The 24,071-nt window shown below is 63.9% G+C and carries 18 protein-coding genes; 9 read left to right on the top strand and 9 right to left on the bottom strand.

What is annotated here, in order from left to right:
• Nucleotides 1-110: 110 nt before the first annotated feature.
• The gene (locus CO656_RS06530; protein WP_097525220.1) at nt 111-1,757 is read right to left on the bottom strand and encodes an alpha-glucosidase family protein; all 1,647 of its coding nucleotides are present in this window, start codon (nt 1,755-1,757) and stop codon (nt 111-113) included.
• 146 nt (nt 1,758-1,903) lie between these two features.
• Between CO656_RS06530 and CO656_RS06525 the strand changes: the two genes are divergently transcribed.
• Nucleotides 1,904-2,833 carry a sugar kinase gene (locus tag CO656_RS06525; protein ID WP_097525219.1) on the top strand — a complete coding sequence of 310 codons (930 nt, stop codon included), beginning with the start codon at nt 1,904-1,906 and terminating at the stop codon, nt 2,831-2,833.
• Between the two features lie 131 nt (nt 2,834-2,964).
• Here CO656_RS06525 and der read toward each other — a convergent pair whose 3' ends face one another.
• The 3 genes from der to CO656_RS06510 all read right to left on the bottom strand — a co-directional run bounded on the left by der (nt 2,965) and on the right by CO656_RS06510 (nt 5,860).
• Nucleotides 2,965-4,389, bottom strand: a complete 1,425-nt coding sequence (der, locus tag CO656_RS06520; RefSeq protein WP_097525218.1) for a ribosome biogenesis GTPase Der — start codon at nt 4,387-4,389, stop codon at nt 2,965-2,967.
• A gap of 10 nt (nt 4,390-4,399) precedes the next feature.
• Complete coding sequence (locus tag CO656_RS06515) at nt 4,400-5,068, bottom strand: tetratricopeptide repeat protein (protein ID WP_097525217.1); 669 nt, start codon at nt 5,066-5,068, stop codon at nt 4,400-4,402.
• Between the two features lie 204 nt (nt 5,069-5,272).
• Nucleotides 5,273-5,860 carry an NnrU family protein gene (locus CO656_RS06510; RefSeq protein WP_097525216.1) on the bottom strand — a complete coding sequence of 196 codons (588 nt, stop codon included), beginning with the start codon at nt 5,858-5,860 and terminating at the stop codon, nt 5,273-5,275.
• A 248-nt stretch (nt 5,861-6,108) separates the two neighbouring features.
• On the opposite strand from CO656_RS06510, the gene CO656_RS06505 reads away from it, so the two are divergent.
• The gene (locus CO656_RS06505) at nt 6,109-7,113 is read left to right on the top strand and encodes a polysaccharide deacetylase (RefSeq protein ID WP_097525215.1); all 1,005 of its coding nucleotides are present in this window, start codon (nt 6,109-6,111) and stop codon (nt 7,111-7,113) included.
• Nucleotides 7,114-7,123: 10 nt separating this feature from the next.
• Here the strand turns inward: CO656_RS06505 and sbmA are convergent, their stop codons facing one another.
• The 5 genes from sbmA to glpK all read right to left on the bottom strand — a co-directional run bounded on the left by sbmA (nt 7,124) and on the right by glpK (nt 13,589).
• Entirely contained in the window at nt 7,124-8,386 is a 1,263-nt protein-coding gene (gene sbmA, locus CO656_RS06500; protein WP_037414832.1) for a peptide antibiotic transporter SbmA, read from the bottom strand.
• A 163-nt stretch (nt 8,387-8,549) separates the two neighbouring features.
• Complete coding sequence (locus tag CO656_RS06495) at nt 8,550-9,848, bottom strand: MFS transporter (protein WP_179864717.1); 1,299 nt, start codon at nt 9,846-9,848, stop codon at nt 8,550-8,552.
• Nucleotides 9,849-9,958: 110 nt separating this feature from the next.
• Nucleotides 9,959-10,708 carry a type I methionyl aminopeptidase gene (gene map / locus CO656_RS06490; RefSeq protein ID WP_037414825.1) on the bottom strand — a complete coding sequence of 250 codons (750 nt, stop codon included), beginning with the start codon at nt 10,706-10,708 and terminating at the stop codon, nt 9,959-9,961.
• Nucleotides 10,709-10,773: 65 nt separating this feature from the next.
• Nucleotides 10,774-11,814, bottom strand: a complete 1,041-nt coding sequence (locus tag CO656_RS06485) for an LLM class flavin-dependent oxidoreductase (protein ID WP_097525214.1) — start codon at nt 11,812-11,814, stop codon at nt 10,774-10,776.
• Between the two features lie 281 nt (nt 11,815-12,095).
• Nucleotides 12,096-13,589 (bottom strand): glycerol kinase GlpK, encoded by a 1,494-nt coding sequence (gene glpK, locus CO656_RS06480; protein ID WP_097525213.1) that lies wholly within the window; start codon nt 13,587-13,589, stop codon nt 12,096-12,098.
• Between the two features lie 294 nt (nt 13,590-13,883).
• Here glpK and CO656_RS06475 point away from each other — a divergent pair, with 294 nt between their 5' ends.
• The 7 genes from CO656_RS06475 (at nt 13,884) to CO656_RS06440 (ending at nt 24,045) form a co-directional block, all read left to right on the top strand.
• Complete coding sequence (locus CO656_RS06475; RefSeq protein ID WP_097525212.1) at nt 13,884-14,672, top strand: 3-hydroxybutyrate dehydrogenase; 789 nt, start codon at nt 13,884-13,886, stop codon at nt 14,670-14,672.
• 18 nt (nt 14,673-14,690) lie between these two features.
• On the top strand, nt 14,691-16,178 hold the full coding sequence (gene xdhA / locus CO656_RS06470) for a xanthine dehydrogenase small subunit (protein ID WP_097525211.1): 1,488 nt from the start codon (nt 14,691-14,693) through the stop codon (nt 16,176-16,178).
• Nucleotides 16,179-16,390: 212 nt separating this feature from the next.
• Nucleotides 16,391-18,727 (top strand): xanthine dehydrogenase molybdopterin binding subunit, encoded by a 2,337-nt coding sequence (gene xdhB, locus CO656_RS06465; RefSeq protein WP_097525210.1) that lies wholly within the window; start codon nt 16,391-16,393, stop codon nt 18,725-18,727.
• Nucleotides 18,728-19,188: 461 nt separating this feature from the next.
• On the top strand, nt 19,189-20,097 hold the full coding sequence (locus CO656_RS06455) for a LysR substrate-binding domain-containing protein (RefSeq protein ID WP_179864716.1): 909 nt from the start codon (nt 19,189-19,191) through the stop codon (nt 20,095-20,097).
• Between the two features lie 154 nt (nt 20,098-20,251).
• Complete coding sequence (gene puuD / locus CO656_RS06450; RefSeq protein ID WP_097525208.1) at nt 20,252-21,484, top strand: urate hydroxylase PuuD; 1,233 nt, start codon at nt 20,252-20,254, stop codon at nt 21,482-21,484.
• A complete protein-coding gene (gene guaD, locus CO656_RS06445; protein ID WP_097525207.1) occupies nt 21,481-22,797 on the top strand; it encodes a guanine deaminase in 1,317 nt (438 codons plus the stop codon). The genes puuD and guaD overlap by 4 nt, the downstream gene beginning before the upstream one ends.
• A gap of 102 nt (nt 22,798-22,899) precedes the next feature.
• The gene (locus CO656_RS06440) at nt 22,900-24,045 is read left to right on the top strand and encodes an alpha-hydroxy acid oxidase (RefSeq protein ID WP_037414797.1); all 1,146 of its coding nucleotides are present in this window, start codon (nt 22,900-22,902) and stop codon (nt 24,043-24,045) included.
• The last annotated feature ends 26 nt before the right edge of the window (nt 24,046-24,071 follow it).

Raw genomic sequence — 24,071 nt, 5'->3', positions numbered from 1 at the left:
CTCGAATTCACGCAAACTAACCGCGACGCTCGATAGTTTCGGTGATGTCTGTGCTTGGGATCCTCGGGTCAAGCCCGAGGATGACGGAGGGGTAACGAACGCGTCTCCGCTCACCCCAGCCTGCCGCAGAAGACGTCGTAACCGGCAAGCGCGATCGCGTTCTCAGCTAACTCGGGCGCAAATCCCGGCATTGGCAGCACTTCAGCGACATCCATGTCGACGGCGAGCTGAACCGTTTGCGGCTCGCCCGTCAGGTTGAAGACGAAAAGCAACCTCTCGCCGTTCTTCTCCCTGGTGAAGGCCAGCACATCCTGGTTGGTCGCAAGGAACGCCATGTCGCCGTCTAGGAGGGGCGCGTGGGCGCGACGGAAAGCGAGCGTAGTGCGATAATGTTCGAGCACCGACCCCGCGACGCCCTCCTGTGCATCCACCGCCAAGGCGCGCTGTTCCTCGCGCACCGGCAGCCAGGGAAAACCGGCGGAAAAGCCGGCATTCGCCTCATCCCTTTCCCAGACCATCGGCGTCCGGCAGCCGTCGCGACCCTTGAAGGCCGGCCAGAAGCGGATGCCATAGGGGTCGCGCAATTCCTCGTAAGTGAGTTCCGCCTCCGGCAGGCCCAGTTCTTCGCCCTGGTAGAGGCAGATCGAGCCGCGCAGGCTGGCAAGCAGCGCAATAGCGAGCTTCGCCACCCGTTCGCGGTCCGCCTCGCGGAGCACAAAGCGGCTGACATGACGCATGACGTCGTGGTTGGAGAAGGCCCAGCAGACCCAGCCATCGGTGACGATCGCCTGGAAATTCTCGACGCAGCGCCGGATATGGCGGGCCGAGAGTTCCGGGCCGAGCAGGTCGAAGGTGTAGCACATGTGCAGCTTGTCGCCACCGCTCGTATAGGCGGCAACCGTCTTCAGCGACCGGGCGCCATCGCCGACCTCGCCCACCGTCGTGCGGCCGCCATATCTGTCGAGCAAGGCCCGCAGCCGCTGCAGGAAGGCGATATTCTCCGGCTGGGTCTTGTCGTAGAGATGATCCTGCATGCCGTAGGGATTGACCTCCGGCGCGTCGCTGCTCGTCGCATCGGGATCCGGAACGAGCGGCGGGTTGTCCCGCAAATGCCGGTCATGGAAGTAATAATTGACCGTGTCGAGCCGGAAGCCGTCAACGCCGCGGTCCAGCCAGAAGCGCACCGTATCGAGCAGCGCCTCCTGGACCTCGGGATGATGGAAATTGAGGTCCGGCTGCGACGTCAGGAAGTTGTGCATGTAGTATTGCCTGCGCACCCCGTCCCATTCCCAGGCCGGGCCGCCGAAGATCGAAAGCCAATTGTTCGGCGCCGTGCCGTCCGGCTTCGGATCGGCCCAGACGAACCAGTCCGCCTTGGCATTGCTACGGCTCGAGCGGCTCTCGACGAACCAGGGATGCCGGTCGGACGTGTGCGAGATCACCTGGTCGATGATCACTTTCAGTCCCAGCCGGTGCGCCTCCGCCATCATGGCGTCGAAATCGGCAAGCGAGCCGAACATCGGGTCGACGTCGCAATAGTCCGAGACGTCGTAGCCCATGTCCGTCTGCGGCGACCTGAAGAAGGGCGACAGCCAGATGGCGTCGACGCCGAGCGAGGCGATATGAGAAAGCCGCCGGGTCACGCCGCGAAGATCACCGATGCCGTCGCCATCCGTGTCCTGGAAGGAACGCGGATAGACCTGATAGACCACCGCGCCGCGCCACCAATCGTCGCCAGACCTCGTTCCGACCGCCATCCGCACACCCCGCTGTTCCTGCTGCTGCACGAAAGATGTATCGCCGCGATTTCACCGAGTAAACGGCGCGCGCAACATTCGCTTGCTGCGAAGCCGACAGATCGCTAACCCATTGGCGGCGACATCGATGGCGGGAGGAAGAGCGGATGGCGGGCAGCATGCTTTCAATCGGCGAATGCATGGTCGAACTGATGCAGGCGGAAGGCGGCATGCTGCGCAAGGGCTATGCGGGCGACACCTTCAACACCGCCTATTACGCGCGTCTGTTCGCACCGGCCGGATGGACCGTCGAGTATCTGACCGCCGTCGGCACCGATGTCGTCTCTGACGAGATGCTGTCATTCATCGAGGGGACCAGGGTCGGCACGGCGCATATCGCCCGGATCGAGGGCCGCATGCCGGGCCTCTACATGATCCATCTGAAGGAGGGGGAGCGCAGCTTCTCCTACTGGCGCTCAACTTCCGCCGCGAAGCTGCTTGCCGACGACCCGGATCGGCTGCGAAAGGCGATCGGCTCGGCGGACGTGGTCTTCTTCTCCGGGATCACGCTTGCAATCCTTGCTGCCGATGCGGTCGAAACCTTGCTGTCGGAACTGCGGCGGGCGAAGGCGACCGGCAAGCGCGTGGTGTTCGATCCGAATATCCGCCCGCGCCTCTGGGACGACGTGGCACGGATGCGCGCAACCATCGAGGCGGGTGCGCGAGCGGCGACGATGGTGCTGCCGAGCTATGACGACGAGGCGACGCATTTCGGTGATGCCTCCGTCGGCAGCACGATCGAACGTTATCGTGGCCTCGAGGTCGAAGATATCGCGGTCAAGGACGGCGCCAACGGTGTCACGCTGAAATTCGGCGAGGGAGAGCGCCTGCATATCCCGGCAGCACCCGTTGCCCGCATCGTCGACACCACCAGCGCCGGGGATAGTTTCAACGGCTCCTTCCTTGCGCGCCTTGCAGCCGGCGACACCCCGTCCGACGCCGCTGCCTTTGCGGCCCGGGTCGCCGCAGCGGTGATCGGCCATCACGGAGCGCTGGTGGAGCGGGAGAAATTGCCTGGTGTGCTGGATCGAGAATAGCCCCTCACCCTAACCCTCTCCCCGCACGCGGGGAGAGGGGACTGGAGGCGCCGCCACAAGTCCCTTCGCCCCGCTTGCGGGGAGAAGGTGGCGGCAGCCGGATGAGGGGCGATTCCGGCCTAAACAGCCAATCACCGCCTCTTGCGAGCCTTCGATTCGTAAGGATTATCCGCAGCCCGGAAATGGACGCGGATCGGCACGCCCGGCATGTCGAAATCGTTGCGCAGGCCGTTGACCAGATAGCGGACATAGGATTCCGGCACCGCTTCCGGGCGCGTGCAGGAGATCATGAAGCCTGGCGGGCGGGCCTTCACCTGGGTCATGTATTTGAGCTTCAGGCGACGGCCGGAGACGGCCGGCGGCGGGTGCTGCACCTGCTGCGATTCCAGCCAACGGTTGAGGCGCGCCGTCGAGATGCGCCGGTTCCAGACCTTGTCCGTCTCGATGATCGCCTGCATCAGCCTGTCGAGACCGTAGCCCGTATGGCCGGAGATCGGCACGGCGCGGATGCCCCGGGCCTGCGGCAGCAGCCGTTCGGTCTTTTCGCGCAGATCTGCAAGCACCGCCTGCCAGTTCTCGACCAGGTCCCATTTGTTGAAGGCGAGCACGGCCGCACGCCCCTCGCGCAGCACCAGATCGACGATCTGCAGGTCCTGCTTCTCGAAGGGAATGGTAGCGTCGAAGACGATGACGACCGTCTCGGCAAAACGGATGGCGCGCAGCGCATCGGCGACCGAAAGCTTCTCGAGCTTTTCCTGGACCTTCGCCTTGCGGCGCATGCCGGCCGTGTCGAACATCTTGATCGTGCGGCCGCGCCAGTCCCATTCGACCGAGATGGAATCGCGGGTGATGCCGGCCTCGGGGCCGGTCAGCAGCCGGTCTTCGCCGAGAAAGCGGTTGATCAGCGTCGACTTGCCGGCATTCGGCCGGCCGACGATCGCGACTCGCAGGGGCTTGGTTTCGTCATAGGCGGGCTCCGCCTCTTCGTCCTCGCCTGCCCCCGTCGGGCGAATATCCACATCGGTCTCGGCGACGTCCTCCGCCGGCGGGAAGACCCTATCCTCACCGAGGGCGGCGACGATCGCGTCCCGCAGGTCGAGCATGCCCTGGCCGTGCTCAGCCGAGATTGGGCACGGTTCGCCGAGGCCGAGCGTGAAGGCGTCGTAGAAGCCGCCGTCGGATCCGCGTGCCTCCGACTTGTTGGCGACGACGATGACCGGCTTGCCGCGCCGGCGCAGCATCTCGGCAAGCGTTTCATCGGCCGGCGTCAGGCCGGCCTTGGCGTCGATGACGAACAGCGACAGATCCGCCTCGTCGATCGCCTGTTCGGTTTGCGCCCACATCCGCCCCTGCAGGCTCTCGGGCGCCGATTGCTCGAGACCGGCCGTATCGATAATGCGGAATTTCAGGTCGACGAGTTTTGCGTCGCCGGGTCGCCGGTCGCGTGTGACCCCGGGCGTGTCGTCGACGAGCGCCAGCTTCTTGCCGACCAGACGGTTGAACAAGGTCGACTTGCCGACATTGGGGCGCCCGACGATGGCGACGGTGAAACTCATATCAGAAGCCTCAAGCTTTGCCGCTCGCCGCAATCACGTCGAGCAGCATCTGCGCCCGGTTGACGACGCCGCGCGGGCTTTCGGTATCGTCGGCGATCTGCTGGAACCAGCCCTTCGCCTTGGCGTAATCGCCCGCCTTGTAGGCCGCAAGGCCGAGCGCCTCGCGCGCCGAATGGCGCATGGCGTTCTGCGGCACCGCCAGCTGTTCGACCTCGGCCGAGACCTGATCATAGGTGCCGGCATCGATGAGCAGGTAGGCGGCGCGCAGCCGCGCCGCATCGCGGAGAGCCGCGGGAATGCGGGTGTCCTTGCCGATCTCGGAGAACGCCGCAACGGCCGCATCGGTTTCGCCCTTCTGGGCCTGCAGCGTCGCCGCGCGCAATCGTGCGAGAACCGGATAGGAGCCGTAGCCCTCCTGCTCCAGCTTGGTGAGGGCGGCAAGCGCCTCCTCCGACTTGTTTTCCTTGGCAAGATCAAGCGCTACAAGGAAGGCGTCTCCCGATTGCGACGAGGAACTCTCCTGCCAATAGTCGTAGCCGACCTTGCCGACGGTGCCGAGGACGATGAGTGCCGCGATCCCGATGATGATGCCGCCGAAGCGCGTCCAGATGGCTTTCATCTGATCCGAGCGGAGTTCCTCGTTCACCTCGCGGATAAAGCTGTCGTCCTGGTTTGCCATCTGTTGCCCCGGTCTTCCTGCACGCTGGCGCGTAGTCCCCAACATTCGATGCCGATATTTGGAAGGGAGACGCGCAATCTCAAACTGTTCGAGCATCCGTTGCGCGCCCGGCCGGACGCGCGTCGCTCTCTGTGGATTTTGCGCCTTCTACCCGATTTTGCGCCGCTTGTAAGGGGGCCCATGTCATTTAGCCCATGATGTCATTTAGCCCATAACGATGGGAGGGACCCCGATCAGCCAATCGTGGAGCTTCCAGACGAAGAGCACATAGGCTGCGAGGCCGATGAGCACCGCCAGCGCGTCGTTGCGCGTCGACTTGAACACCGGCAGCACGGTTTCGCCCGCGCGCTCGCGTCGCTTCAGCGAGATGCGCAGGATCACCGCCCAGGCGAGAAACGAGCCGAAGAGCAGGACGGAAGAGGTCTCGCCGTTCGCGAGGAGGTGCGCCAGGGCCCAGATCTTGATCGAGAGGATCTGCGGATGCTTGACCGCGACGGCGATGCGACCGGCCGGCAGGGAACCCGCGGCAAGGAAGACAAAGGCGAAGAGCATCAGCAGAACGGCGATGTGGCGCAGGAATACCGGCGGATCGTAGAGCATCCCCGTTTCGCCGCGCGCCTGGCCGAAGCCATAGATGATGAGACAGAGGCCGACGAAACTGACGGCCGCGTAAAGCCCCATCCATGTACCCTTGCCGCGGCTCTCGATGACACCGGCGCGAAGGCCGGGCGCAACCACGCGAACGAGATGCATGCCCAGAAAGATCACGATACCAAGGACCAGTAGAGTCATAAGTCACCCACGCTAGATTGCATCGAACCGGGGGAATCCGGATTGTGAACGCATCGATCAACAATTCGGAGCGCGATGCAAGCCATAGCCTGCGTCGAACCTCCCGCAACCCGCTTTATCCCTTCATTTACCATCGCATAGCTTATCCCCAGCGAATCTCCGGCGGGACCAAAGGATTGCCGCATTGTTGAAGAAGGGACGGCGAATACAACTCGTCATATCTGCTGATTCTCCCAAGAAGCCGTCCCATGCCACGCAAGATCCTCGCGCTCTCGCTCTGTCTCCTTCCCACAGTAGCGCTCGCCGATCCGCCTTCGGCGCCCCTGCCCGCCAAGGAAAAGCAACTCGTGATCGTCTCCTTCGACGGCGCGCACGACAATGCGCTGTGGGAAAAGAGCCTCACCATGGCAAGGCGCAACCGGGCGCACTTCACCTATTTCCTCTCCTGCACCTTCCTGATGACAAAGGCGGACGGCAGGGAGAGCTACAGGGCGCCGGGACAGAAAGCCGGCCGATCCAATGTCGGCTTCGCCCAGAGCCGCGAGGAGATCGCCGTTCGCGCCGGCCATATCTGGCAGGCGCATCTCGAAGGTCACGACATCGGCAGCCACGCCTGCGGTCATTTCGACGGCAAGGGCTGGAGCGAGGCGGACTGGGAGAGCGAATTCGCGGCCTTCCGCACGGCACTCGTCGACGCCTGGAAGAAGGCCAGCAGGCCGGAGGCCGAGCCGGAAGGTTGGGCGCATTTCGCCCGCAACGGCGCCAAGGGATTCCGCGCGCCTTATCTCTCGGTGAGCGACGGCCTCCTGCCGGCGCTCAAGGCCTTCAAGTTCAGCTATGACGCGAGCCTCGTCACCAAGGGGCCGGGCTGGCCCAGGACCGAGGCCGGTATGCCGCGCTTCGGTCTGCCGCTCATCCCGGAAGGCCCTTCGCACCGGCCGGTCATCGGCATGGACTACAATCTCTTCATCCGCCACTCGATGGGCGTCGAAAACCGAAGGGACAGCACCCGTTTCGAGGAGCGGACGCTTGCGGCATACCGAGAGGCATTCCGCAAGGAATATGACGGCGGGCGCGTTCCGCTGCAGCTCGGCTTTCACTTCGTCGAGATGAACGGCGGCGCCTATTGGCGGGCGCTTGATCGCTTCCTGACGGAGACCTGCCGCAAGCCGGACGTCGCCTGCGTCAGCTATGCGGAGGCTCTGCCGCAGATCGAGGCGGCAGAAGAGAAGGCGGATCGCTCCGCCTTCTGATCAGCGCGAGCTACAGGGCAAGTTCTTCCTTGCCGCCGGCCTCAATGAATTGGCGGTCGATATCAGGCAGCGGCGCTTCATCGAGCACGGATTCGAAGGCGCGGAGACGCTTGTAGATCGAAAGCAGCTCAACGATCGTCGGCCAGGAGTTGACGAGGTATTGGAAGGACGAGCTCACTTGGCCGAACGCACCGGAAATCTGATTCAGCGCGCCGAGGGAAATCTTGCCCGCAATAATCGAGGGCGCGAGGATAAGCAGCGAGAAGATATTGTTGATCTGCAGATAGAAAATGCGTGCAATGTTGAAGTACAGATAGTGGAAATAGAGCCGGAAATAGTTCCTGCGAACGTTGCTGAAAAGCTCGACAACCGTTTCCGGTTGGGCGCGATCGATGTGATCCTCGCCGTAAACTAGCTCTTTGCGATAGGCGGCTTCCACACGCTGGTTGCGGAATTCCAGTCCCGGCAACTTGATCCCAACCAGGGCGAGGAACACCGTACCGAAAAGCGACCATAGGACGGCTGCCGTGACCAAAGGATAGGGAATGCTGCCGACGATTGGCAGTTCGGTGACGTTCTCGGAAAGCCGGATCAGGACAGGTGTGAAGGCGATCAAGGTCATGACACTGTCGATAAGGCTAACGCCAAGGCCCTCGACCGTCGAGGAGAAGCGCATCGTATCTTCCTGTACGCGCTGCGAGGCCCCCTCGATGTGACGCAGCTTGCCCCAGTTGGTCATGTAGTATTCGTTCATGGCCGTACGCCAACGGAAGATGTAATGGCTGACGAAATAGCGCGTCATCACCGCGACTGCCACGGCGACCATGGCGATTCCGAGGAACGTCCCGATCTGAGCGTAGAACTGTTCCGCCGTGACAACTGCCGCCTTGGAGACCGCCGCCTGGATCAGGTCCCAGAAGGGTCCGTACCAGTTGTTGATTGCCACGCTCACCTGCACTTGGAAATAGGTGACAAAGAGAATGAGAGCCGATCCCCAGATAGACCAGCTCTGCCAGCGATGGGGAGCGTAAACCTGCCAAAAGGCGGCGAAAATCGCCACCACCAATCCAAAGTAGATGTAGAACCAGAGGAAGGCAGGCGACCAGAAGGCCGAGATGCCGACGATCGGCGGGGCATCGGCCGGTGCGGGCGGCAAACCAACGACCGCGCCGAGCCTTTCACCCCAGCCGTACCAGAAGGCAACGGCAATCAGCGACCAGACAATGACGGATATGAAGAACTGCTTCGGCTTGGGGAAGAAGGATTGGAACAAGGGACGGCACTCTCGCTATTTGGAGGACAACGACTTGCCTCCTGATGCGGCCGAAACTAGGGCAAATTGCCCGTCGCAACAATTCCACATTGCGAATGTTACTGTTATTTCATGAAGCTCCGCCGGGAATAGTTCCGCCTCGGGCGCGCGGAATTCGTGGGCTTCACCGACCCAATGCCGCCCTGATCCTCGGCAGTTCAACGACCACCACCACGCCGCAGCCGAACAGCACCACGGCAGCCACCAGTGTCGGCAGCGCGAAGCTCCCGGTCCGTTCCGCCAGCCAGCCGGCGACGAGCGGACCGACGATCTGGCCGATGCCGAAGGCGGCGGTCATGAAGGCGAGGGCCCGGCGCGGGCTTTCGGGTGCAAGCTGGCGGCCGATCTGCAGGCCGTAGGCGGTGACCATCATGAAGGTGGCGCCGAGCATCAGGCCGCCGACGAGCGGCGCGTAGGGCGAAGGCAAGGATATGGTCAGCACCAGGCCGGCGGCCTCGACCAGGAGGCCCGCGGCATAGACGCCAGCAAGCCCGAGGCGCGGCACGGCGAAGCGCCACAGAGAGATCGACAGCGCAGCGCTGATGCCGGTAATCAGCCAGGCGAGGAATTCGACGCTGTGGCCGCCGCTCGGGTCCCGGGCCATGGCGACGAGGAAGGTGGCGGTAATCACATAGCCGAATCCGAAGAAGCCGTAAGTGAGCGTCATGGCTGCAAGCGGCCGGGTCCAGCTGAGCGGCGCCTCCCGTCCGGCACCATTCCCCACATGCTCTCCGCCCGTCAGCAGAGCGGCAACGAGGACAGTCCCTGCCAGTGCGACAAGCGCGCCGGTGAACCAATCTCCTTGCGAGGCGGAAAGGCCCGCGACCCCCGCGAGCGGTGCCGCCCAGACGCAGAGCGAGGAAAGCGCGATGCCGAAGCCGACGCCGCCGAAATGCACCGACGGCACATGTTCCGACTTGGCCAGCAGCCCCTGCCCCAGCACGATCCCGGACACGAAGATCATTGCGAAGGCGCTCGCGAGGCCGGCAAGGAAACGGATGGCTGAATAGACGAGAACGGATGAGGTGAGCCCCATCGCCGCCAGCAACAGGGTCGTCGCGGCCAGTGCAGCAAGGCCGATCCGCCGCTCGTGGCCATGCGCCCAGCCATAGGCGGCCAGCACGGCGCCGGCGAGATAGCCGACGAAATTGGCCGAGGCGATCAGCCCGGCATCCGCCGGCGAGAGCCCCGCATCCGTCATCATCGCCGGCAGGATCGGCGTATAGGAGAAACGGCCGAAGCCCATGGCAACGGCCATGGCGATGGCGCCCGCGATCGCCGTCGCGGCGAGGCTGCCGCCTGCGAGCGCATGGGGCGCAGAAGTCGGCAGCGCCTCTGCCTCAACCATGCGACGCGGATCGATTCCGCCGGTCGTGCCGACGTGCTTCTCATCGCGATCCGGCAATCTGTGAAGCGTGCTCATGCCTCCTTATTGCATCGCAGCAAGAAGGCGACAAATCATTATAATTGAAGCTTCGATTGACGGAATCGAACGATCGCAGCCTGGCGCTACCGCGCTGCCGCATCAGCTGGTCAGCCTGGCAGCGTGACGACCAGCGGCCCGCCGCGCGTCACGACGACCGTGTGCTCGTACTGCACCGTTGGCGCACGCGGCTCGCTGTAGAGCGTCCAGTCGTCGTCGCCGCCCTCGGCCCAATGGGCGCCCATAGACAGAAACGGCTCGACCGTGAAGACCATGCCCTCTTTCATCCGCCGACGTTCGGACGGATCCGGCCAGGTGGCGATCTCGGCCGGCTCCTCGTGCAGCGACCGGCCGATGCCGTGGCTCGCCAGGTTGGTGACCAGCGAATAGCGGTTCTTGCGGGCGAATTCGCCGATGGCATTGCCGATCGCTGCCAGAGACTGATCCGGCCGCACCTGCTTCAAGCCCACCCACATGGCCCGTTTGCCGTCGCGGCAGAGCCGGTCGATGGCCGATGTGACGGGCGGCACGGGGAAGGAGGCGCCGGTATCGGCAAAGAGGCCATCCTTCTCGGCGGAAACGTCGATGTTGACCAGATCGCCGGCGCGGATCACCCGGCTGCCCGGAATGCCATGGGCGATTTCCTCGTTGACGCTGATGCAGGTCGCGCCGGGAAACTTGTAGCAGAGCTCCGGCGCCGAGCGCGCGCCCGCTTCCTCGAGCACCTTGCGGCCGATCGCGTCGAGTTCAGCCGTGGTGATGCCGGGCGCGAGCGCCTCGCCCATCGCCTGCAGCGCATTGGCGCAGATACGGCCAATCTCCTTCAGCCGCTCGAGATCTTCGTCATTGTTGAGGGTCATCGTGTCTCGCTTTCGCGGCCACATGTAGCGTGGCGACGCGATGGATACCAGTGCCGGCTGGTCCGCTACCGGCCTGCTTCCGCAAGCATCTCGCGAACCCGCGGCGCGACCTTGGTGCCGTAGAGCTCGATGCCGCGCATGATCTGGTCGTGCGGCATCGGGCCGATCGCCATCTGCAAGAGGAAGCGATCGTTGCGGAAAAGCCTCTGGTGCGCGACGATCTTTTGCGCCACCGTCTCCGGGTCGCCCAGGAAGAGATTGCCGGTCGGGCTGCGCGCCTGGTCGTAATGGGCACGGTTCGTCGGCCCCCAGCCGCGCTCGCGGCCGATGCGGTTCATCACCTCCGCCTGCGGCCCGTAGAACTGGTCGGCCGCCTCATCCGTCGTGTCGGCGATGAAACCGTGCACGTTGATGCTCGTCTTCAGCTTCGATGCGTCCTGGCCGGCGCGGCGCGCCGCCTCGCGGTAGAGGTCGAAGAGCGGCGCGAACCGCCGCGGCTCGCCGCCGATGATCGCCAGCGCCATCGGCAAGCCGAGCGCGCCGGCGCGGGCCACCGATTGCGGCGTGCCGCCGACGGCGATCCAGAGCGGCAGCTGGTCCTGCAACGGCCGCGGATAGACGCCGCGACCGTCGATCGGTGGCCGCAATTCGCCCGACCAGGTGACCTTCTCGCTGTCACGGATCGCCAGCAGGAGATGGAGCTTTTCGGCAAAGAGCTGGTCGTAGTCGTCGAGAGACTGGCCGAAGAGCGGGAAGGACTCGATGAAGGAGCCGCGCCCGGCCATGACCTCGGCGCGGCCATTGGAAAGAAGATCGAGGGTCGCGAATTGTTGGAAGACGCGCACCGGATCGTCGGAGCTCAGCACCGTCACGGCGCTCGTCAACCGGATACGGCTGGTGCGCGCCGCCGCGGCGGCGAGGATCACCGCCGGCGCGGAGGCGGCGTAGTCGGGCCGGTGATGCTCGCCAAGGCCGAAGACGTCGAGGCCGACCTGGTCGGCAAGCTCGATCTCTTCGATGAGATTCGCAAGGCGCCGGCGCCCCTCGGCACCCTTGTCGGTAGCATTGGGGTCCACGTCGGCGAAGGTATAAAGCCCGAGTTCCATGATGACGTCCTGTTGTCGATCGCCCAGAGATAATCGGCGCCCGGCACGGCCACAAATGCGGGATTTGGAAACACACTGTTTCTTAAGGCAGGAATTTTGCCCCATCCCGCGGCAGCTCCCTTCTCCCCGCAAGCGGGGAGAAGGGAGCTGCCGCGCCCGTCCCGTCCCTGCTCCCGCATGCGGCAATTTCTATGGAGTAAGGGGAACGCTCGAACTCATGTCCCCTCGCCCCGCCTGCGGGGAGAGGGCTAAGGTGAGGAGCAATTCTCGGCGTGAGCTGCCTACGCCGCCATCAGCGTCCGCTTCACCGCGCTGCGCCAGCCCTTCAGCTTGCCCTTGCGGGTCGTCCCGTCCATCTTCGGCTCGAAGCGCCGGTCGCGGGCCCAGGATTTGGCGAATTCCTCCTGTGTGGGCCAGACGCCGGCGCGGCTGCCGGCGAGCCAGGCGACGCCGAGCGCGGTCGTCTCGAGGATGACCGGCCGGTCGACCGGCGCGTCGAGCAGATCGGAGAGCCTCTGCATCGTCCAGTCCGAGGCGACCATGCCGCCGTCGACCCGCAGCACCGTGTCCTTGCCGTTGCTGCGCCAGTCCCGGTGCATGGCGTCGAGAAGATCGCGCGTCTGGTAGCAGACCGACTCGAGCGCCGCCCGGGCGAATTCGGCGGGTCCGGTATTGCGCGTCATCCCGTAGATCGCGCCGCGGGCATCCGGGTCCCAGTGCGGAGCGCCGAGCCCGGTGAAGGCCGGCACCAGATAGACCTCCTGCGTCGGATCGGCGCTTTCGGCCAGCGTGCCGGTGTCGGGCGCCGCCTTGATGACCTTGAGCCCGTCGCGCAGCCATTGGACGGCAGCGCCCGCGACGAAGATCGAGCCTTCGAGCGCGTAGGTCGTCTTGCCATCGAGGCGATAGGCGATGGTGGTGAGCAGTCGGTTCTTCGAGCGGACGATGTCCTTGCCGGTATTGAGCAGCGCGAAGCAGCCGGTGCCGTAGGTGGATTTCAGCATGCCCGGCTTGAAGCAGGCTTGGCCGATCGTCGCCGCCTGCTGGTCGCCGGCCACCCCGAGGATAGGAATCGCCGCACCGAAGAGGGAAGGATCGGTAACGCCGAACTCGGCCGCGCAATCCTTCACCTCCGGCAGCATCGTCCGCGGGATGCGGAGGATGTCGGTGAGTTCGGCGTCCCAGCCATTGTCGACGATATTGTAGATCAGCGTCCGCGACGCATTGGTGGCGTCGGTCGCAAAGGATTTGCCGCCGGTGAGCCGCCAGATGAGGAAGGTGTCGATGGTGCCGAAGCAGAGCTCGCCCTTGGCGGCGCGCGCCTGCGCTCCCTTCACATTGGTCAGCAGCCAGTTGAGCTTCGTACCGGAAAAATACGGGTCGAGCAGCAGTCCCGTCTTCTTGGTGAAGGTCCTTTCGAGGCCCTGCTTCTTCAGCTTGTCGCAGAAGGAGGCAGTGCGGCGATCCTGCCAGACGATGGCATTGTGAATCGGCTTGCCGCTCTCGCGATCCCACACGACGACCGTTTCGCGCTGGTTGGTGATGCCGATCGCCGCAATATCGCTGGCGGCAATGCCAGCCTTCTCGATCGCCTGCCGGATGGTGAAAAGAACGGTCTCCCAGATTTCTTCCGGGTCGTGCTCGACCCAGCCCGATTTCGGGAAGTGCTGCTTGAATTCCTTCTGGCCGACGCCCGCGACCTGCTGCTTGCCGTCGAAAACGATCGCGCGCGTGGACGTCGTACCCTGATCGATCGCGAGAATATATCCGCCCATATGCCCCTCCTCGGCACGCACAGACGCCGCCCTTCCTCTAGGGGAGGCCTTCGAAAGACTTCAATACGACGCTGAAACGAATGTCAAACGAAAACAAAACGCAACTCGACCACCCTTGCGAACCCGACACGAACTCTGCGTCGCCGGACGGAAAAACACAATTGTCACCGCTGCGCTTTTGCGCGTAGGCTGCGGCTGTTGCATCGCAAAAATGCGCGCGCGCGGGTGACAGTACGGCGCATCGTTCGATTGCAGAAACGAGGGCGGTTTGCAGCGCCGAGGGAGAGATTGAGAATGACGAAGACAGCGGTCATAACGGGTTCGACGAGCGGCATCGGCTTGGCCATCGCCAAGGCCTTCGCGAAGACCGGGGCCAACATCGTGCTGAACGGTTTCGGTTCGGCGGACGAGATCAGGACGGTGACGGACGAGGTCGCCGGCCTCGGCGCCGGCCTCGGCGCCGGCACCGTCCTCCATCACCCGGCAGACATGACGAAACCGGCCGAGATCGCCGACCTGATGGCGACCGCCACCGCGCGCTTCGGTGGCACCGACATCCTCGTCAACAATGCCGGCGTGCAATTCGTCGAGAAGATCGAGGATTTTCCCGTCGAGCAATGGGACCGGATCATCGCCATTAACCTCTCCTCCTCCTTCCACACCATCCGAGCGGCGATTCCCTCCATGAAAGAGAAGGGCTGGGGGCGCATCGTCAACATCGCCTCGGCACACGGCCTCGTCGCCTCGCCCTTCAAGTCCGCCTATGTGGCGGCCAAGCATGGTATCATGGGTCTTACTAAGACCGTGGCGCTCGAGGTGGCGGAAAACGGCATTACCGTGAACTCGATCTGCCCCGGTTATGTGCTGACGCCGCTCGTCGAAAAGCAGATACCGGACCAGGCGAGGACACGCGGCATCACCGAGGAACAGGTGATCAACGAGGTTATGCTCAAGGGCCAGCCGACCAAGAAATTCATAACCGTCGAGCAGGTGGCCTCACTGGCGCTTTACCTTGCAAGCGACGACGCGGCGCAGATCACCGGCACCCATGTCTCGATGGACGGCGGCTGGACGGCGCAATAACGGATCGAGAAGGACGTGATGGCACAGGCATCCGACAGCATCCGCTTCATCCTGAACGATACGGAAATCGCACTCTCGGACGTTGCGCCGACAGACACATTGCTCGACTTCCTCAGGCTTCAACGCCGCCTCACCGGCACCAAGGAAGGCTGCGCCGAGGGCGATTGCGGCGCCTGCACCGTGCTCGTTGGCCGGCTTGCCGGCGACCCCCAAGGGCGTGAAAGCCTCGTCTATGAAACTGTCGATGCCTGCATCCGGTTCATCGGCTCGCTCAACGCCACGCATGTCGTCACCGTCGAGCATCTGGCGGCAAGCGACGGGGCGCTGCATCCGGTGCAGCAGGCGATGGTGGATTATCACGGATCGCAATGCGGCTTCTGCACGCCCGGCATCGTCATGTCACTCTATGGCCTGTGGCTGACGAACGACAATCCGAGCCGTGCGGCGATCGAAAAGGCGCTGCAAGGCAATCTCTGTCGCTGCACCGGCTATGAGCCGATCGTGCGGGCGGCGGAAGCCGCCGCCAAAGAGCGCCCCTCGGCGATTTTCGATCCGATCACCCGGACACGGGAGACCGTAGCGGCCCGGCTAAAGGCGTTTCAGCCGACGGAAACGATCGTCATCCGCAATGGCGAGAACTGCCTTGTCTTGCCGGCGGATACGGCCGGCCTCGCAACGGCGCTCGCCGAGTACCCGACGGCGACGATTGTCGCGGGCTCGACCGATGTCGGGCTCTGGGTGACGAAGCAGATGCGCCCGATCAGCCCGGCGGTGTTCATCAGCGGCATCGCCGAACTGCAGCGGATCGAAAGCTCCGGAGCCGGCCTGACCATTGGCGCCGGCGTCACTTATTCATCCGCCTTCGAAGCCCTTTCCTTGGCCTTTCCAAGCTTCGGACCGCTCCTCGACCGCATCGGCGGCGAGCAGGTGCGCAACATGGGAACGATCGGCGGCAACATCGCCAATGGCTCGCCGATCGGCGACAGCCCGCCACCGCTGATCGCTCTCGGCGCAACGGTCAGTCTGCGCTCGAAGGACGGCACGCGCTCGCTGCCGCTCGAGGATTTCTTCATTGCCTATGGCAAGCAGGATCGCAGGCCCGGCGAATTCGTCGAGAGCATCTTCGTCCCGGCCCTGCCGGCGGGAGACCGCTTCGCGGCCTACAAGGTGACCAAGCGCCGCGACGAGGACATCTCCGCCCTGCTCGGCGCGTTCCGCATCGCGCTCGACTGCGGACGGGTGAAAGCCGCCCGCATCGCCTTTGGCGGCATGGCGGCCACCCCGAAGCGGCCGAAGGCCGTCGAGGCCGCGCTGATCGGCCAGCCCTGGACAGAGGATACGGTACGCGCAGCCCAGGCGGCCTTCGAAACGGATTATCAACCGATAACCGACTGGCGCGCCAGCAGCGCCTATCGCATGCTGGCGGCAAAGAACCTGCTGATGCGCTTCTTTCTGGAGAGCGTCGGCGAAAAGGCGCAGCTTGAGCGTTTCGAGGATGTGGCATGAGCGGTGGCCTCGAAGTCTGCGTCGTCAAATTGCCCCTCACCCATCCCCTCTCCCCGCGCGCGGGGAGAGGGGATCGAGGCAGCGCCCCGCTTCGCTCGGGAAGTGGCAGGAAGGAAAGTGGCGCTGTAAGTGCCTTCGCCCCGCTCGCGGGGAGAAGGTGGCCGGCAGGCCGGATGAGGGGCAGCAACTCCCTCAGTTGGGGGCGCTAAGCGATGGATAAATCCGCCTTCGAAGAACGCACCACCATCGCCGGCCCGATGCACAGCGAACTGCGCCACGACAGCGCCCACAAGCACGTCGCCGGGACCGCCGACTATATCGACGACATGCCGGAGCCCGCCGGCACCTTGCACGGCGCACTTGGCCTCACCGACCGGGCCCATGCGGAAATCCTCGAAATGGACCTCTCCGCGGTTGCCGCCCTGCCCGGCGTCGTCTCGGTGCTGACCGCAAAGGACATGCCGCATTCGAACGACATCAGTTCCACGCATCTCCACGACGAGCCGGTGCTCGCCGACGGCCGCGTGCAGTTTCATGGACAGCCGGCCTTCGCGGTGATTGCCGAGACGCGCGACATTGCCCGCCGCGCGGCGCGGCTGGCGAAGATCACCTATCGCGACCTGCCCCACAGGATCGATGTGGCCGACGCAATCGCCGGAGGCGGAGAGCTGGTCACCCCGCCATTGACTCTTCAGCGCGGCGACGCGGAGGGCGAACTGGAGCGTGCGCCACGCCGGCTCAAGGGCAAGATGCGCATCGGCGGCCAGGAGCATTTCTACCTGGAGGGGCACATCGCGCTCGCCATTCCGGGCGAGGATGACGACATGACCGTCTGGGTATCGACCCAGCATCCGAGCGAAATCCAGCATATGGTCGCGCAGGTGCTCGGCGTCCCCTCAAACGCCATCACCGTCAACGTCCGCCGTATGGGCGGCGGCTTCGGCGGCAAGGAGACGCAGGGCAACCAGTTCGCCGCACTCGCCGCCGTCGCCGCGCGCAAGCTGCGTCGTGCCGTCAAGTTCCGGCCCGACCGCGACGACGACATGGTGGCGACCGGCAAGCGCCATGACTTTCTCGTCGATTACGACGTCGGCTTCGATGATGCCGGGACCATCCTGGCAGTGCAGGCGACGTATGCGGCGCGCTGCGGTTTCTCCGCCGATCTTTCCGGGCCGGTGACCGACCGAGCCCTCTTCCATGCCGACAACGCCTACTTCTATCCACACGTGAAGCTGACCTCGCAACCCTTGAAAACCAATACGGTTTCCAATACCGCCTTTCGCGGTTTCGGCGGGCCGCAAGGCATGGTCGGCTGCGAGCGGATCATCGAGGAGGTTGCCTATGCGCTCGGCAAGGACCCGCTCGAAATCCGCAAGCTGAACTTCTATGGCGACAAGGATTCGGGACGCAACGTCACGCCCTACCATCAGAAGGTCGAAGACAACATCATCCGGCAGATCGTCGAGGAACTGGAGGCGAGCGCCGACTATCAGGGCCGGCGTGCCGCGATCATCGACTTCAACAAATCGAGCCGGGTGATCCGCAAGGGCATCGCCCTGACGCCGGTCAAGTTCGGCATTTCCTTCACCCTGACCCATCTGAACCAGGCCGGCGCGCTCGTTCACATCTACACGGATGGCTCGGTCCATCTCAATCACGGCGGCACCGAAATGGGCCAGGGCCTCAACACCAAGGTGGCGCAGGTTCTCGCCGACAGTTTCCAGATCGATATCGACCGGGTGAAGATCACCGCGACGACGACCGGCAAGGTGCCGAACACCTCCGCAACCGCTGCCTCCTCGGGCTCCGATCTGAATGGCATGGCTGCCTTCGACGCCGCCCGCCAGATCAAGGAGCGCCTCGTCGCCTTCGCCGCCGAGCGCTGGCAGACGACCGCCGACTATGTCAGCTTCGTGCAGAACCACGTGAAGATCGGCGAAGAACGCGTGCCCTTCGCCGAATTCATCGGCCAGGCCTACATTGCCCGTGTGCAACTATCGGCCGCCGGCTTCTACAAAACGCCGAAGATTCACTGGGACCGCGCCGCCGGACGCGGCACGCCCTTCTACTACTTCGCCTATGGGGCGGCCGTCTCGGAAGTATCGATCGACACATTGACCGGGGAATACCTCGTCGACCGGGTCGACGTGCTGCACGACGTCGGCCGCTCGCTCAATCCGGCGATTGACATCGGCCAGGTTGAGGGCGGCTTCGTGCAGGGCATGGGCTGGCTGACGACGGAGGAACTCTGGTGGGACGAGAAGGGGCGGCTGAAGACCCATGCCCCGTCGACCTACAAGATCCCGCTCGCCTCGGACCGGCCGAAGGTCTTCAACGTGCGCCTCGCCGAATGGTCGGAAAATGCGGAAAAGACCATCGGCCGCTCCAAGGCGGTTGGCGAGCCGCCCTTGATGCTGCCGATCTCGGTGCTGGAAGCACTGTCGATGGCGGTCGCCAGCGTCGCCGACTATCGCGAATGTCCGAGGCTCGATGCGCCGGCGACGCCGGAGCGTGTCTTGATGGCGGTGGAGAGATTGAGAGGGATTTGAGCTGTTCAGGGGCAAGTTTGGCTCAACGATTTTCAGCAACCGTGGAGGCCCCTAACCCTCTCCCCGTTCTGACGGACTTGGGAGGTGCCGCGAGTCCCTTCGCCCCGCCTGCGGGGAGAAGGTCGCGGCAGCGGGATGAGGGGCATTTGTCGACCTACCGGAGCCTTTCATCCTCCCGCCGCGGCACGTCCCAATCCATGACACCCAAGTCTCTCTTCATGTAATCGGACGTCGTTTCGAGGTCGAGTTTCAAGCTCCGGCCTCTCATCCGACGAAAGGCAGAGGCGACTGTCCGGATTGCTCCACGCACTGAGCAAACTGGCTTTCTTTCAGCATATTCCAATACATCGCAGGACATCTGAGCACCCTTTCGAAAGCTGTGAACTTGACTTGCAGCATGCCGCCAAAGATGCTCGAACTCCAATCGAACATCTGCCTGCATGCATCAAGAGAACTTATCCATGAAGATGTCGAAGCAGTTTCCGCTGAATGCGCTGAGGGTCTTCGAGGCAGCCGCACGGCTTGGCAGCTTCACCAGGGCCGGGGAGGAGCTCGGCATGACCCAGACGGCGGTTAGCTACCAGATCAAGCTCATCGAAGAGAGCGTCGGAGAGCCGCTGTTCCTCAGGAAGCCGCGCCAGGTGACGCTGACGGAAGTCGGCCAGCGGCTGTCGCCGAAGGTGACCGAAGCATTCGAACTGCTGCAGGACGCGGTCGCCTCGGCGCGCCGCGACACGGAAACGGCGCTGCTCATCAACTCGACGGCGACCTTTGCCTCGCAATGGCTTGCCCGAGAGATCGGCACGTTCCAACTTGCACACCCGAATATCGCCGTACGTCTGGCGGCGAACGACGCAATCATCGATTTCAACAAGGAATCGGTCGACGTGGCGATCCGCTCCGGAACGGGCGATTGGCCGGGCCTTGTCAGCCATCGGCTGATGCGGGTGGAATTTGCCCCGATGCTCAGCCCCGCGCTTGCGGCGACGATCGGCGGCGTGCGCACGCCGCGAGACCTTCTGAAGCTCCCCATCATCGGCCCTGGGGATCCATGGTGGCCGGCATGGTTCCGCGCCGCCGGCGTCGACGACCCGGATTTGGCCGGCAGGCCGGCAATCCGGCTCGGCTCCCAAGCCTTCGAGGCGCGGGCAGCGGTCGCCGGCCAGGGCGTCGCCATTCTGATGCCGGAATTCTATAGCGACGACGTGGCGCTCGGCCGGCTCTACCAGCCTTTCAAGCTGCGCTGCAGCGAGGGTCACGACTATTGGCTGGTCTATTCCTATGCCCGCCGCAATGCCTTCAAGATCCGCGCCTTCCGCGACTGGATCCTTGGCAAGCTAAATCCAGGCGAGCTGGCAGGCCAGCGATGAATCGGTTTCGGAGAACGCCGCTCTAACCTTTTGGAAAAGATTGGTTTCAAGCGCGCTGGCATTGGCGGTGAAATACCACCGAGTGATCACGTCACCCCTTCCCCGCTCCCGTTTTTTCTCGCAAGCTGCGACACCGGAGAGAAAGGGTATCTGAATGTATGAATTCGCCATTGCCTGGGAATGGCTGGCCTTTGCCGTCCGCTGGCTGCATGTGGTGACGGCCATTGCCTGGATCGGCTCGTCCTTCTACTTCATCGCGCTCGACCTCGGCTTGGTGAAACGCAACCACCTGCCGCCCGGCGCCTATGGCGAGGAATGGCAGGTGCATGGCGGCGGCTTCTACCACATCCAGAAATATCTGGTGGCGCCCGCCACGATGCCGGAACATCTCACCTGGTTCAAATGGGAGTCCTACGCCACCTGGCTCTCCGGCTTCGCGATGCTCTGCCTCGTCTATTACGGCGGCGCCGATCTGTTCCTGATCGACCGGCATGTGCTGGACATCTCGGCGACGACGGCAATCCTGATCTCGCTTGCATCGCTCGGTGTCGGCTGGGTCTTCTACGATCTCCTCTGCAAATCGCCGATCGGCAAGAATACCTGGGGCCTGATGGCCCTTCTCTACCTGGTGCTGGTCGCCATGGCCTGGGGCTACACGCAGGTCTTCACAGGCCGCGCTGCCTTCCTGCATCTCGGCGCCTTCACGGCGACGATCATGTCCGCCAACGTCTTCTTCATCATTATCCCCAACCAGAAGATCGTCGTCGCCGACCTGATCGCCGGCCGCACGCCCGATCCGAGGCTCGGCGCCCAGGCCAAGCAGCGTTCGCTGCACAACAACTACCTGACCTTGCCCGTGATTTTCTTCATGTTGTCAAACCACTATCCGCTTGCCTTCGCGACGGCGTTCAACTGGATCATTGCGGCCCTGGTGTTCCTGATGGGCGTGACGATCCGCCACTGGTTCAACACCACGCATGCGCGCAAGGGCAAGCCGACCTGGACCTGGCTCGCGACAGCGATCCTCTTCATCCTGATCATGTGGCTGTCGACGGTGCCGAAGGTGCTGACCGGACAAGAGCGGGCCGAGGCCGCACCAGCGTTCAAGCGCTTTGCCGAAAACGCGCATTTCCCGGCCGTCAAGGACACGATCGCCACCCGCTGTAGCATGTGCCATGCGGCCGAGCCTGTTTACGAAGGCATTGGCCGGGCCCCGAAGGGGGTCACGCTCGAGAGCGACGCCGAGATTGCCGCTTTGGCGCGGGAAATCTATATCCAGGCCGGGCGCAGCCACGCCATGCCGCCCGGCAACATAACCGATATGACGGCGGACGAACGCAGGCTGCTGACGGCCTGGTTCGAGAGCGCCGTCGGGGAGGCAGAATGACATCCATCCTGATCCGCGGCCGCACATTGAGCTTCAACCGCGCGCCGGAGAGCATCGACGACAGCGCCGGCTATGCCTATGAAGGCGACGGCGCGCTCCTTGTCGAGGATGGCGTCATCAAGGCTTGCGGCCCCTACGCGACTGTAAAGACGGCAGCGCCGGAAGGGGTGGAGGAGATCGATCACCGGCCGCACCTCATCGTGCCGGGCTTCATAGACACGCATCTGCACTTCCCGCAGATGCAGGTCATGGCCTCCTACGCCGCCAACCTGCTCGAATGGCTGAACACCTACACGTTTCCGGAGGAATGCCGCTTCGTCGAAACCGCGCATGCGGAGCGGATCGCCCGGCACTTCTTCGACGAGATGGTCCGCCACGGCACGACGACGGCAACGGCCTATTGTTCGGTGCACAAGGCGTCCGTCGACGCCTTCTTCGCCGAGAGCCTGAGGCGCGGCACCTGCATGGTCGCCGGCAAGGTGATGATGGACCGCAACGCGCCGCAGGGCCTGCTCGACACGCCTGAGATGAGCTATGACGAGACGCGGGCGGTGATCGCCGACTGGCACGGCAGGGGCCGCAATCACGTCGCCATCACCCCGCGCTTCGCCATCACCTCGACGCCGGAGCAGATGGATGCGGCGAAATCGCTCGTCCGCGAGTTTCCTGACCTGCACGTACAGACGCATCTCTCCGAAAACCGCGACGAAATCGCCTTTACCTGCGAGCTCTATCCCGAAGCCAAGGATTATACCGACGTCTACGCCCGCTACGGCCTGCTCGGGCGCAAGAGCCTTTTCGGTCATTGCATCCATCTCTCCGAGCGCGAAGCCGATGCGATGAGCGAGACCGGTTCTGTCGCCGTCTTCTGCCCGACATCCAACCTCTTTCTCGGTTCCGGCCTGTTTCCGCTCCACGCCCTGACGCGGCGGGCGAAACCGGTGCGCGTCTCGGTCGCCTCCGATATCGGCGGCGGCACCAGCTATTCGATGCTGAAGACGCTCGACGAGGCCTACAAGATCGTCCAGCTCCAAGGCGAACGGCTGAACCCCTTCGACAGCTTCTACATGATGACCCGGGGCAATGCCGAGGCGCTTTCGCTTGCCGATCGCATCGGCACGCTGGAGCCGGGCAGCGATGCCGACCTTGCGGTCCTCGACATGGCGGCCACACCGGCCATGGCGCTCAGGGCCGAAGTGGTCAATTCGCTCGCCGACGAGCTCTTCCTCCTGCAGACGATGGGCGACGATCGCTCGATCGTCGAGACCTATGTGGCAGGCAAGCCGGCGAAATCCACGCTCGGCACCACCTGAGGCAAGAGGTCAATTTTTTTGACCACTTGCCTCAGGCGACTATTACAACCCTTCCGAAAAGATGTTAAGGCGTCCGTCATCTCCATTCGATGAGGGCCATCCATGACGCAAATCCTCGACATCAGCGACCTCAAGGCGCTTGCCAGGCGGCGGGTTCCGAAGCTCTTCTTCGACTATGCCGACAGCGGCGCCTGGACGGAGGGCACCTATCGCGCCAACGAAGAGGATTTCGCCAAGATCAAGCTGCGTCAACGGGTGCTGGTCGACATGACCAACAGGTCGCTCGAAACGACGATGATCGGCCAGAAAGTCTCGATGCCGGTGGCGCTTGCACCGACGGGTTTGACGGGCATGCAGCACGCCGACGGCGAGATGCTGGCGGCGCAGGCGGCAGAGGCCTATGGCGTTCCCTTCACGCTGTCGACGATGAGCATCTGCTCGATTGAGGACGTCGCCTCGGTGACGACGAAACCCTTCTGGTTTCAGCTCTATGTGATGCGCGAGCGCGAATTTGTGCTCAACCTCATCGACCGCGCCAAGGCGGCCAAATGCTCGGCCCTCGTCCTGACGCTCGACCTGCAGATACTCGGCCAGCGGCACAAGGATCTCCGCAACGGCCTCTCGGCGCCGCCCCGCATGACTCCGAAACATCTCTGGATGATGGCGACGCGCCCGGGCTGGTGCATGAAGATGCTCGGCACGAACCGACGCACCTTCCGCAACATCGTCGGCCATGCCAAGAGCGTCACCGACCTCTCCTCGCTCCATGCCTGGACCGCCGAGCAGTTCGACCCGCAGCTTTCCTGGAAGGACGTCGAATGGATCAAGGACCGCTGGGGCGGTCCGCTCATCCTGAAGGGCATCCTCGATCCGGAAGACGCGAAAATGGCGGCGAAAACCGGCGCCGACGCAATCATCGTCTCGAATCACGGCGGCCGCCAGCTCGACGGGGCGCCGTCCTCGATCAGCATGCTGCCGAAGATCATCGATGCCGTCGGCGACCAGATCGAGGTTCATCTCGACGGCGGCATCCGCTCCGGACAGGACGTGCTGAAGGCAGTCGCGCTTGGAGCCAAGGGCACCTTCATCGGCCGCCCGTTCCTCTATGGCCTCGGGGCGATGGGCAAGGACGGCGTGACCCTGGCGCTCGACATCATCCGCAAGGAGATGGACATCACCATGGCGCTCTGCGGCAAGCGCAACATCAACGACGTGGCTCGCGACGTCATCGCCGACTACGCGATGTGAGGCGCCAGATGCGGGCGCCGTGCGCC

This window comes from Sinorhizobium sp. FG01, assembly GCF_002531875.1.
GTDB classification, from domain to species: Bacteria; Pseudomonadota; Alphaproteobacteria; order Rhizobiales; family Rhizobiaceae; genus Sinorhizobium; species Sinorhizobium fredii_C.
The sequence above is the reverse complement of the archived record's forward strand: the minus strand, read 5'-3'. Positions and strand labels throughout refer to the sequence as shown.